The 11559-nt window shown below is 59.1% G+C and carries 8 protein-coding genes and 1 tRNA gene; 3 read left to right on the forward strand and 6 right to left on the reverse strand.

Translation table 11 applies throughout. From position 1 onward, the window contains the following. Positions 1-332 precede the first annotated feature (332 nt). From JMF94_RS13780 to JMF94_RS13795, 4 genes are all read right to left on the reverse strand, one after another. Positions 333-426 (reverse strand) — tRNA-Ser (locus JMF94_RS13780). 401 nt (positions 427-827) lie between these two features. Further along, the gene (locus tag JMF94_RS13785; RefSeq protein WP_240825803.1) at positions 828-1646 is read right to left on the reverse strand and encodes a tetratricopeptide repeat protein; all 819 of its coding nucleotides are present in this window, start codon (positions 1644-1646) and stop codon (positions 828-830) included. Next, a complete protein-coding gene (gene nadD / locus JMF94_RS13790) occupies positions 1640-2353 on the reverse strand; it encodes a nicotinate (nicotinamide) nucleotide adenylyltransferase (RefSeq protein ID WP_240825804.1) in 714 nt (237 codons plus the stop codon). The genes JMF94_RS13785 and nadD overlap by 7 nt, the downstream gene beginning before the upstream one ends. Continuing rightward, entirely contained in the window at positions 2354-3613 is a 1260-nt protein-coding gene (locus tag JMF94_RS13795; protein ID WP_240825805.1) for a glutamate-5-semialdehyde dehydrogenase, read from the reverse strand. A gap of 184 nt (positions 3614-3797) precedes the next feature. On the opposite strand from JMF94_RS13795, the gene JMF94_RS13800 reads away from it, so the two are divergent. The 3 genes from JMF94_RS13800 (at position 3798) to JMF94_RS13810 (ending at position 7144) form a co-directional block, all read left to right on the forward strand. Next, the gene (locus JMF94_RS13800) at positions 3798-4547 is read left to right on the forward strand and encodes a tetratricopeptide repeat protein (RefSeq protein ID WP_240825806.1); all 750 of its coding nucleotides are present in this window, start codon (positions 3798-3800) and stop codon (positions 4545-4547) included. Positions 4548-4675: 128 nt separating this feature from the next. Continuing rightward, complete coding sequence (gene iorA, locus JMF94_RS13805) at positions 4676-6526, forward strand: indolepyruvate ferredoxin oxidoreductase subunit alpha (protein ID WP_240825808.1); 1851 nt, start codon at positions 4676-4678, stop codon at positions 6524-6526. Positions 6527-6535: 9 nt separating this feature from the next. After that, complete coding sequence (locus JMF94_RS13810) at positions 6536-7144, forward strand: indolepyruvate oxidoreductase subunit beta (RefSeq protein WP_240825809.1); 609 nt, start codon at positions 6536-6538, stop codon at positions 7142-7144. Between the two features lie 111 nt (positions 7145-7255). Here JMF94_RS13810 and JMF94_RS13815 read toward each other — a convergent pair whose 3' ends face one another. Both JMF94_RS13815 and JMF94_RS13820 read right to left on the reverse strand, forming a co-directional pair. After that, entirely contained in the window at positions 7256-9010 is a 1755-nt protein-coding gene (locus JMF94_RS13815) for a methyl-accepting chemotaxis protein (RefSeq protein ID WP_240825811.1), read from the reverse strand. A 49-nt stretch (positions 9011-9059) separates the two neighbouring features. Continuing rightward, complete coding sequence (locus JMF94_RS13820; protein ID WP_240825813.1) at positions 9060-10952, reverse strand: bifunctional diguanylate cyclase/phosphodiesterase; 1893 nt, start codon at positions 10950-10952, stop codon at positions 9060-9062. Between the last annotated feature and the right edge of the window lie 607 nt (positions 10953-11559).

Consider the following 11559-nt stretch of genomic DNA (forward strand, 5'->3'; position numbering starts at 1 on the left):
TTTTGACGCTTCTGTGCAATCCCAGAGCCTGTGCAAAGGGCAGGCGAATCTACAGGGCCAATGGCGAAAAAGGGAACTGGGCTATTGCGCGCTATGCAGCCTTTTGCAAAGGATTGCAGGCTGATTGCACACATTCCCGCCTATTTATTAGGTATAATTCCCCTAATTTTTTGACCTTTTTCAAAAAAGCGTGAACGCCTGAATCGTGGTGTTTTGCAAGGGCCTGCGGATAGCATCACGCATGAAATCACGCATGAAGCCTAGGTACGCCCAAAATCAGGGCATAAAAAAAGAGCTGGCTACGTTTGTAACCAGCTCGAATTATTTACTAATGGCGGAGAGGGTGGGATTCGAACCCACGTAGGAGCTACTAACCCCTAACTCGATTTCGAGTCGAGCGCGTTACGGCCGCTTCGCTACCTCTCCGCAGGCCACAAAGGGCGTTGGGTGCCCCGCTTGCAGCCGAAGGCGGTATATAGCCTATCTTTGGGTGAAAGGCAATGCTTCTGTCTCACAATGGCGCGTCGCCGCTGTGCTTTGTCTCAAAATGGCTAAGAGTCGCCCGCAATTCCTTTATTTACATCCCCCGGCAACCTGAGAGGAACAGCCCTATGGGCATAGGCGCAAGCCGAGTACAGCAGGTCATCTGGCCAAGAGGGATCGGGAAGCAGGCCAAAATTTTCGTCCAGCTCTGCCCTGCCGGGGTAAAAGGCAGCGTGTCCATTCCGCGATATCGCTCTGATCGCGTTTTTCACTCAAACCCTGCAACCCCACCCATAGAGTCTGCCAACGCCGCCTTCTCTTCAGGGCATCAGCCTGCGCCACTCCTAGTGCTTGCCCAGCGCCGCCATGACCTCCAGAGCATCAGCCTGCTCGGGGTCTGTCTGCAAGGCGCGCAGGGCGTTATCTTCCGCAGCCTGTTTTTTACGCCAGGCAAGATACAGCTTCGACATTTTGCCAAAGGTGGAGGCATGTCCGCCAAACGTACGCAGCACCGCCTGATACACCGCCTCGGCCTTTTCGTATTCCCGCAGTTCCATCCACGCCGCCACAGCTCCGGTGTAGGCCGAGGCCTCGCGCGGCTGGATGGTCATGGCTTCCTCATACATGGCGGCGGCTTCGGCAAACAGCCCGGCAGCGGCAAAAATCTGGCCCATTTGCAGGCGGATGCCTTCCTCATCGCCAAACTCTTCCACTATGCGCTTCAAAAAAGCGCGCCCCTTGGCTACCTGCCCTTCGCGCAAAAAATCCAGCCCGCTGCTGATAAGCTGCTTTTTCCGCTCCAGCCGGGCCTCTGCCTCCTGCTGCACAGCCTGCTCTGCCGCAGTTTGCAGAATCTTTGCCAGCCCATCCAGTACGGTGGAAAGCGTTGCTTCCTTGCCCGCTTGCAGGGTGATGCTGCGCGGATTGCCCGTATTGCCGGGATCAAGCAGCGGTTGCAGGGCGCTATGGCGCACAATGCCCCCCAAAAATTCCCCGATCTGAATATCCAGTTCCGCCCTTGCTGAACGCATCAGCTTTACCCCGGCCAGAAGCCGCAGCGCCTCACTCATGGTCACAAGGGCGCGCTCAACTTCGTCTCGCCGCAGATAGCCCATTGCACGGGCGATATTTTCCCTGATTTCTTTTGGAGCAGTAGTCAGCATGCCGAGCCGTCCTCTAGCCAGTGATGCCGCACTGTTTGAACGTTGCTTCGCAAAATCTGCAAGGCCGCATCCGGCACAAGGAAATCCACGTTCCGGCCTGTCAGCCAAAGTTGACGCACCCGAGATGCGCTCACAGCCAGCCACGGCACAGAAAGAAAATGCGCCAGCCCCCCCCCCGGCAAGACCATGCACGGGCAGGCAGGCAGCAATGGAGCGAACTCTGCGGCATCGGGCCACAAGGCTTTGGCGGCGGTGATAAAATCGGCAGAGGTATGTCCCTTGCGGGGCACAACCACAAAATGACACAGCCGGGGCAGATCCAGCCCCTTATGCCATGTGGAGAGCAAGGCGAAATCCGGGCTGCCCAGAATAAAATACAGATCCGTATCCGGCTCTGCCTCACGATAGGCGCAAAGCGTATCCCACGTATACGACGGCCCCTGGCGCTGAGCCTCCATCCGGTTGCAGCGCAGCCAGGGCAAGCCCTGAGCGCAGGCTTCTACCATGTCGGCGCGCAGATCAAAAGGCAACATGCCGCGCTGCGCCTTGTGCGGCGGTACGGCGCAAGGCACCATATCCACGCCCTGCACAAGATCGCCCAAGGCCTCGCGGGCCTCTATGGCCAGCCGCAGGTGTCCCACATGGGGCGGGTTAAAACTGCCGCCAAGAATGGCTCTGCCCGGCGGGGGAGACGCCGCTTCCGTCATTTATCCGCGCACCTGCCCCTGGCCAAGCACCACAAACTTGGTGGTGGTCAGTTCGTCCACGCCCATGGGGCCGTAGGCATGCAGCTTTGAGGTAGAAATGCCGATCTCCGCGCCCAGGCCAAGCTGCCCGCCATCGTTGAAACGGCTGGAAGCGTTGACTGCCACCATGGAAGCATCCGCCTCGCGCAAAAAGCGCATGGCATGCTCATGGTTGTTGGTGCAGATGATTTCTGTATGATTTGAGCCGTAGCGGGCAATGTGATCCAGCGCGGCATCCATACTTTCCACCACGCAAACAGCAAGCACCAAGGCATGGAATTCCTGCCCGAGATCATCGGGCTGCTGGGCAACGGCAGTCGCGCCAAGCAGGGGCAGCGATTGCGGGCAGGCGCGAAATTCCACCCCGGCAGCGCCAAGCTTTGCCGCCACCTTGGGCAGAAAATCCTTGACCACGTCGCAGTGCACCAGCAGGCATTCCAGCGCGTTGCACACACCGGGGCGCTGCACCTTGCCGTTAAAAACAATCTCTGCGGCTGCATCCAGATCGGCATCCACATCAATATACGCGTGGCACACGCCCTTGAAGTGCTTGAGCACGGGCATGGTGGCAGCTTCGGTCACGGCGCGCACAAGGCCCTCGCCGCCGCGCGGGATAATTACATCAATATAGCTGTCGAGCTTGCACAGAGCGTTGACGGCTTCGTGTCCGGGTATGGACACAAGCTGGGCCGCATCGGCGGGCAATCCCGCCTGGGCCAGCGCATCACACAGGGCCTTGGCAAGCGCGATGTTGGAGCGCAAGGCCTCGCTGCCGCCGCGCAGAATAACCGCATTGCCCGCCTTGATGCACAAAATGGCGGCGTCGATGGTCACATTGGGGCGCGCCTCGTAGATCATGGCGATCACGCCCAACGGCACGCGCATACGGCCCACAAGCAGACCATTGGGCCGCTGCCACTGGCGCTCCGTAGCGCCCACAGGGTCAGGCAGATTGGCCACGTGGCGGCAGGCTGCGCGCATTTCATCCATGATGGCAGGGGTAAGCGTCAAGCGGTCAAGGCGGGGGGCATCCTGCCCGGCGGCACGGGCCGCAGCAAGGTCTTCCGCATTGGCGGCCAGAATTTCGGCCTCCCGCTCCTGCAGCAGTTGCGCCAGCCCCAGCAGGGCTTGCGTTTTGGCATCGGGGTGGGCCTTGGCTATGGCCCTGGCCGCTTCCTTTGCCCGCGCGCCAAGGCGCGACATTTCTTCTGCAGGCGTCATGCATACTCCTTATTGTATTGGCCGGGGCCGCGCGGGCAGCCTGACCAGAGGATATTTGTTTTGACAGAGGGGCTTATTCTGGCCTAAGAAAAAAGCTTCCGTCCAGCTCCGCCGATCGTGAAACGCGCAGGGCAAACGCGCGGAAAAACTACGGCGGTTCCGCCTCCCTAAGGAGTTTTGATACATGAATCCGCAAAAGAATCAAGGCGCAGAGGATTCCCCCCTGTTGCGCGACCTTCAGGCAGAAGTCAGCTCCGAAAGCGCCCCCATGCTCCAGTTCATGCTGCGCCACGCTGGCACCATAGCCAGCATTGTGGTGCTGTTTGTGCTGGTTCTGGCGGGCACCGGCATCTGGCGCTGGTACAGCACATCTAAAAATGATGAGGCGCGGCAGTCGCTTGCGCGCATTGTGCTGCAAACCAGCGGCCCCGCGCAGGTCAAGGAACTTGCCGCCCTGGCGGAAAAAGCTCCTGCTGACGTGAAGTTTTCCGCCTATCTGGCTCTGGGCCAGAGCGCCATGAGCAACGGCGACAACGCCACTGCCGCAGATGCATTTGCCAAGGCCGCCAAGGAAAGCGAAGGCCCCCTTGCGCTGATTGCCGGCATGAACGAGGCCGGCGCCATGCTCAAGGCCGGAAAATACGCCGATGCCCTTGCCCTGCTGCAAAAGCTGCAAGCAGCGCTGCCGGGTGAAGTTACAGCTCCCCAGCTCAAGCAGATGATGGCCGAAGCCGCCGTAGCCGCCGGGCAGACAGAACAGGCCGCACGCATATACCTTTCCCTCTCGCGCGAGGCGCAGGGCCTCAACAGCGAATATTTCCGCGCCCGCGCAACCACGCTGGCCCCCAAGATTGTTGAAGAAGAAGCTGCCCAGACTGCGACCCCGGCAGCGCCAGACGGCGCTGGGGAAAAATCTTCCGGCAAAGCCCAGTAAATATCTCTTCGCAAGCCCGCGCATGTGCAAACAGCGCGGGCTTGCGTCATTGTAGGCGGGGCCGCATGGGTCGCGCCATTTTGCATCCAGTTGCGGTTCAGGCGCATATGCCTGGGCCTGGAGGGAACATGAGCAATCATCCGCTGTTGCAGGGCGCTCGCGGCGAGCGGCACCTGCTGTTGGGAAACGAAGCCATTGTGCGCGGCGCGCTTGAAGCGGGTGTGCATATGGTCAGTTGTTACCCTGGCACTCCGTCTTCGGAAGTGCCGGACACGTTCCACCGGCTTGGCGGCGAGGGCCGCTATCGGCTGGAATATTCCGTCAACGAGAAGGTGGCTATGGAAGTGGCCGCCGGTGCCGCCCTTGGCGGTGCCATGAGCCTCGTGACCATGAAGCATGTGGGCGTCAACGTGGCTGCCGACCCGCTGTTCACCTCCGTTTACACTGGCCTGCCCGGCGGCATGGTCTTGCTGACGGCAGACGACCCCGGTTGCCACTCGAGCCAGAACGAACAGGACAACCGCACCTATGCGCGCTTTGCCCTGCTTCCCTGTTTTGAGCCTGCCTCAGCGCAGGAAGCCAAGGACATGACCCGCGAGGCCTTTCGTCTTGCCCGCGAGCTGCAACAGCCCGTGATGCTGCGCACCACCACCCGCGTCAGCCACATGCGCGGCGCTGTGGATTTTGACGATCTGCCCGCCACCCAGCCCAAGGTTGAGTTCAAGCGCGACCCGAGCCGTTTTGTGCCGGTTCCCGCTGTGGCCCGCAAGCGCCATCTGGTGCTGGACGGCATCATTGAAAAAGCCCGTCAGTTTGCGGAATCCAGCCGCTTCAATACAGTGCATGAACCCCAGACACCCACGCGCCTCGGCATCATCACCAGCGGCGTGGCCCGCAACTACCTGGCCGACGCCCTTTCGGCTGGCGGATGGGAAGACCGTGTGCGAGTGCTTGAGCTTGGCATGACCTGGCCCCTGCCCACCGCCATGATCACCGAATTTTTACGCGGCTGCGACCGTGTGCTGGTGCTTGAAGAAGGCGTTGACCTGCTGGAGCAGGACATCCGCGCCCTGGTGCAAAAGCAGGACATCCACGTGCGCATTGAAGGCAAGGATTCCGGCCTTACCGGCCAGGGTGAATACTCCACCACCCTTGTCATGCGCCGCCTTTCCTCCTGGCTCGACACGCCCTGCCCGGCCAAACCCGTGCGCAGCGTGGACATGGAGCTGCCGGGCCGCCCGCCGAACCTCTGCGCCGGTTGTTCGCACCGCGCCGTCTACTATGCCGCGCGGCAGGTTTTTGGCGACGATGCCTTCTATTCCAGCGACATCGGCTGTTACACTCTGGGTCTGTTGCCGCCTCTGCGCGCTGCGGATTTTCTGGTGTGCATGGGGTCTTCCATATCCGCAGGCAGCGGCTTTGCCCGCGCATCGGAAAAACCCGTTGTGGCCTTTATCGGCGACTCCACGTTCTTCCACTCCGGCATGACAGGCCTTGCCAACGCGGTTTTCAACCAGCATGACGTCATTCTGGTCATTCTGGACAACGGCACCACGGCCATGACCGGGCATCAGCCCAACCCCGGCATGCTGCAGGACATGCTTGGCTCCATGAGCCAGCACATGGATATCGAAGCCATTGTGCGCGCCATGGGCGTTACCCAGTGCGCCAAGGTGCGCTCCTTCAACGTGAAGGCCGTCACCAAGGCGCTGGAAGAAATGAAGGCCCAGAGCGGCGTGCGAGTGTTGATTACCGAAGAGCCCTGCGTGCTGTATGCCCGCCGTCAGCTCAAAAAGGCCCAGCCCCAGGTGGCCGAAGTGGCCCAGCAGGGACCGGAAGCCATGCGCTGCCTTGAGCAGCTGGCCTGCCCCGCCTTTTACCGCGAGGGCGACAATCTTGCTGTGGACGCCACGCTCTGCACGGGCTGCATGGTCTGTTTGCAGGTTGCGCCCACGGCCTTCAAGGCGCGGAAGCGGTAGGGAGATATTATGAAGACACAAGAAATGCAAAAGCGGATGCGTATATTCTTTACCGGCGTGGGCGGTCAGGGAACCCTGACGGCCACAACCCTGCTGGCCCGCACGGCGCTGGAAGCCGGACTGGATGTGGTGGCTGGCGAAGTACACGGCATGGCCCAGCGCGGCGGCGTGGTGGAATCTGTCATGCTGCTCGGCGGCTGGCGTTCCCCCAAGCTGGACTACGGCGAAGCCGATGTGCTGCTTGGCTTTGAGCCGCTGGAAACCCTGCGCGCCCTGCCCTATTTGCAACCCGGCGGCGCGATCTTTTCCAGCAGCGATGCCCTGCCGCCCCTCAGCGTTTCACTGGGCAAGGCAGTGTACCCCGACATGCCGCACATTATGGAAAAGGCCCGTCAGGTCGCCGGACAGTGCCACTTTGTGCCCTGCCGCGAACTTGGCATGCAGGCCGGTTCCGTACAGAGCGGCAACACTGTGCTGCTGAGCGTGGTCTGTTCTTCTGGCGTGCTGCCCTTTGGCGTGGACGCGCTGGAAGCCGCCATCAAAAAATTCCTGCCCGCGAAATTGCAGGAATCCAACCTCAAGGCGCTGGAACTGGGCAAAGCCTACGTGAATAAATAGCGCCTTGCGGTGCAGGCCCGCCACAGCGGCGGCGCCTGACGTGACCCATTATGAACGCAAGAAGCCCCTTCAATGAAGGGGCTTCTTTTTTGCTACGGGATAATTTTTGCCTCAGCAGTTCTGCATCTGCTCAATGAGGCCTTCAAGATTTTTGGCCTGGGCAGAAAGCCCCGCAACGGCGCGCGAAGCAGCGTTCATGGCAACAGCTGTTTGCCGCGAAAGGCTGGTAACATCCCCAATAGTACGGTTAATCTGGTCAGTGGCCACAGCCTGCTGCTCGCTGGCGGTGGCAATGGCGCTGACCTGATTAGCGGTTTCTTCCACTGTTCCCACAATGCCCTCCAGCGCCTGCCCTGACTGCTGGGCAGCTTCGGTTGCCAGCGAGATGCCTTTTACCGCTTCCTCCACAGAGGCGGCGCTATGGGCCACGCTTTGCTGAATAGCCTTGATGGCCGTATCAACATCGTGGGTGGAAGCCATTGTTTTTTCCGCAAGTTTGCGCACTTCGTCCGCCACCACGGCAAAGCCGCGCCCTGCATCCCCAGCCCTTGCGGCCTCAATGGCAGCATTGAGGGCGAGCAGGTTGGTCTGATCCGCAATATCCGAAATTACGTTCATGATTCGGGTGATGGCCTGCGCATGCCCGCCAAGTTGCTCCATGTCATCCTTGAGGCGCAAGGAGGTGGAGCGCACGGTTTCAATACTCTCCAGAGCGTGGCGAACCACCTTGGCCCCGTCCTCGGCTTTCTGGCGGGTTTCTGCCGAGGAATCAGACGCCACGGCGGCATTTTGCGCCACTTCGCCCACGGTGGCATTCATCTGCTCCATGCCTGTGGCGGCTTCCGTGAGCCTCTGGGCCGTGCTGTCAGCACTTTCTTCCGCCTGCCGGATGGTTTCGCCTACCTGCCCGGAGGCAGTGGCCACAACATGGGTCACTTCTTCCAGCGCCTCGGCTACCTGCTGCATGGCTTCTGTTTTTGCCCGCGCATCGCGCTCCGCCGCCTCGGCCTGTTGCAGGGCGGCATTGGCCCTGGCGGATTCTTCCCGCGCCTTTTCCGATTCACTGCGCGCACTTTCTATATGCGCTTTCAAAGCCTGAACCATGAGTACCAGCGAGGCGTACACACCTTGCTGGCGGCCTGAGTGCTCAAGATCATAATCCCCTTGAGCCACGCGGCACGCTATAAGCTGCAACTGCGCGGGATCCTTGCCGAGCTGACGCTTGATGGCAAGCGTGATGCCCGCCGTAACCGCAATGCTGAACAGTATGCCCACGATGGCAAGCGCGGCCCCGGCCATACGCGACTGGCGCGCAATTTCCTGCGCGCCCGCCGCAGCCTCCTGACTACGCTGCACGTCGTGCTGTACAAGCTGGTCAAAATAGCGCGCAAGGCGGATAAAATCGGCCCTGCTACGGGTGAACAGCGCAATGGAACCATCAGTGTCACCCTCGCCCGCCAGTCGGATAATTTCTTCGCGTGTGGCTTCCTCCGCACGCAACTGGGCCGTGATGTTGCCCCACAGCTCATCATCCACTTGTTCGCCCGCCTGCTTACGCGTCTCAATCAATGCCTGATAGGCCTCGGCGTGCTGCGCAAACTGCTTGAGTGCGCGCTTGATACGGTCGCGATACTCGGCAATGGTGACTCTATCCGTATGGGGGGTGAGGGCCGCCAGATCTGAACGAGCCGAATAAAGCAGGGAGGCCATGGTCTGCACCGCAACGAGCGAGGGTACATACTGCTGATCCATATGGCTGACGGCGTGATCAATACGGTCGGTATTGACGTAATACACGCCGAACAGCGCCAGCATGAGAACAATGATGCTGCTGAACGAAAGAACCAGTTTCGTGGTCAGCTTCATGAACACTCCCGTAGTTTGATTGCTGCCCCTGCGAGGGCAGCAAAGATCGTTAGGCTTCAAGCTGGTAGTTGCTGCCGCTGATGCGTTTGCACTGTTTTTTCAGCGTGGCTGCGGCCCGCGCCAGATCAAAGCTGCTCTGAAAGTTGCTGGCCTTGACGCCGACAATGGTCAGGGACATGAGCGGGAAGCGCTCCTCAATATTGCTGCGGCTTTTGCCCTCGATGTAACCGCGCTGGACGTCATCGGCACTGTAAAAGGCAGGCACGCTATCGTTAAAGGCCGAGATGATGGTTTCGCATACGCTACGGGCTGTCAGGGCGTCTGTTACAGCGATAAAATCATCACCGCCGATGTGCCCCACAAAGTCATCCTCGAGCGCGCTTTCCTTGATGATGGAGGAAAGGCGCTTGAGCGCCCTGTCGCCATTTTTAAAGCCGTATTTGTCGTTGTAAGCCTTGAAGTTGTCGATATCGAAGTAGAGAACAATGCGTGGCAAACCAAGACGCACAAGCCGTTCCAGCTCAATATCTATGAGCGCGTTGCCGGGCAGTTCTGAAAGGGGGTTGAGTTGGCGCGCATTGGCGACCTCAAGCTCAATGCTTTTTTCGAGCAGTTCCTTGACTGTCACCACGCCCTGGTAGCGCCCCTCGCGGGTCACGGTGACAAAATCATAGAGTTTGGCGTCATCACGGCGCATGGCCTGCCGCGCTACCAGATCAATGGTGCACTGGTGGTCTACACACAGAAAGGAGCGGTCCATGACCGCCTCCACGGCTTTGTCGGCAAAAAGGGAAAAACCGAACCTTCCGCTCAGTTGCTCGTGCAGGCGGTTGCGCGTGAGCGCCCCAACGGGAATCTCGCCCATGACAACGCACAGGCCATTGAGCTTGCTGTTTTTTTCAAACAGATCAACCACGCTGCGTATGGGCATGTGCGGCGGTACAACAGTGCCTGGGCGGCAAATGTGCCGCACATGAAACTTGTGGACGCGCGCGCCGAAAAATCTGTTTTTAATTTTGTTTTCACGGTGAATGACCTGAAGCGCCTCCGGATCTACGGCCCTAGGCGTGGGGTCTGGCCTGCGGAGAAAATATCCCTGCCCGTAGGGCACATCAAAGCTTATGAGGGTTGCCAGCTCTTCTTCAGTTTCAATGCCCTCGGCAATGATGCGCGTATTGGTGAGCGCCGCGAATTCCTGCATGCTCTTGATAAGCGCCTGCCGGGTAAGATCTTTATCCACACCGCGTATGAGCTGCATGTCGAGCTTGATAAAGTGCGGCTGTACGTCTGATATGAGGTTGAGGCCGGAATAGCCCGCACCTGCATCATCAATGCTGATCTGGTAATTCTGGCCTTTGTAGTGCTCGATAATCTGTTTGAAGCCGCGCAGGTTCACGACGGATTCACGCTCGGTGATTTCAAAAACAATATCTTCGGCGCTGATGGCAAAACGGGTCAGGTATTCCTTGGTGAATCCCATACCGAAATGGGAATCCTGAATAATGTTAGGATTTACATTGAGGAACAGACGGATGCCCGTTGGCATCTGGCGGGCAGCGCGCAGGGCGCTGCGCCTAAAGAGATGCTCAAGCTCCAGCATGCGGCCGTTTTCCAGCGCGCACTGAATGAGGGCCTCGGGATTTTCAAGCGGAGTGCCTGCAGGGCCGCGACCCAACGCTTCGTAACCAAAAACTGCGCCATCACGAAGAGAAACAATGGGCTGGAGCACGCTGGTGATGGTCTGATCCTGGAGCACGTCCAGCAAGGCCTGACGACGCTGATCATCATCGGCATTTGCAACATTCAGTGAAGTTGATGCGGGGGGCGGAACCATGGAAGTAGCACGGCGTGGATGAGAGCACGAATCCGCCAAGCTTGCAGGATGCAGCGGCAGATCGCAAAAAGTTTCTACAAATAAATCCTGCGCGGAAGAATCGGGCATGACCCCCTCCACATGACTTGCTGTGTTGGTTGGGCTGCGGTCTGTTCGCCTGAAGTAGGCGGTATCAATCGGCTGTTAGCTCGGTACTCAGACTCGTAGTCACAAACATCACTAAGCCGATACTATGGCGGGTCTGTTACAAAAATAATTGAATTTGACGGCGAATCAAATTCGTCAGAGATAATTTGAAAAGACAATTACCAAAAAGAAAGAGGGAATTGAGCCAATTGTTACAGCAGTATTACGCGACTTTTGACAACAAAGTTACAGCGGTAATTGTGCGTTTGCGCGGGGCCTCAATTGATCGGCGTGTAGATGGGAGAACGGATGATCTTTAGTGATAGCCGTGTCCGATGCGGCAATGATGCCAAGAACACGTTGATCGGCTCAACTTAATTTATTATTGCCCTTCGGGCGCTATCTTCCGCCGTCCGGCGGAGTTTGGGACGCCTGTGCGGCGCGCAGCAAGGCGGGGCCTGTTATGGGGGCTACGCCCCCTTCTCGGCCCCCCTTGCATCCCCCCCGAAGCACCCCGAAGAGGGACTACCAATTACCCCAGCATGGCGTGGGCAACGCGGCTGAAGCTCGGGAGCTTCCTTCCCTCGCT

The sequence above is a fragment of the Desulfovibrio sp. UIB00 genome (assembly GCF_022508225.1).
Classification (GTDB): Bacteria; Desulfobacterota; Desulfovibrionia; order Desulfovibrionales; family Desulfovibrionaceae; genus Desulfovibrio.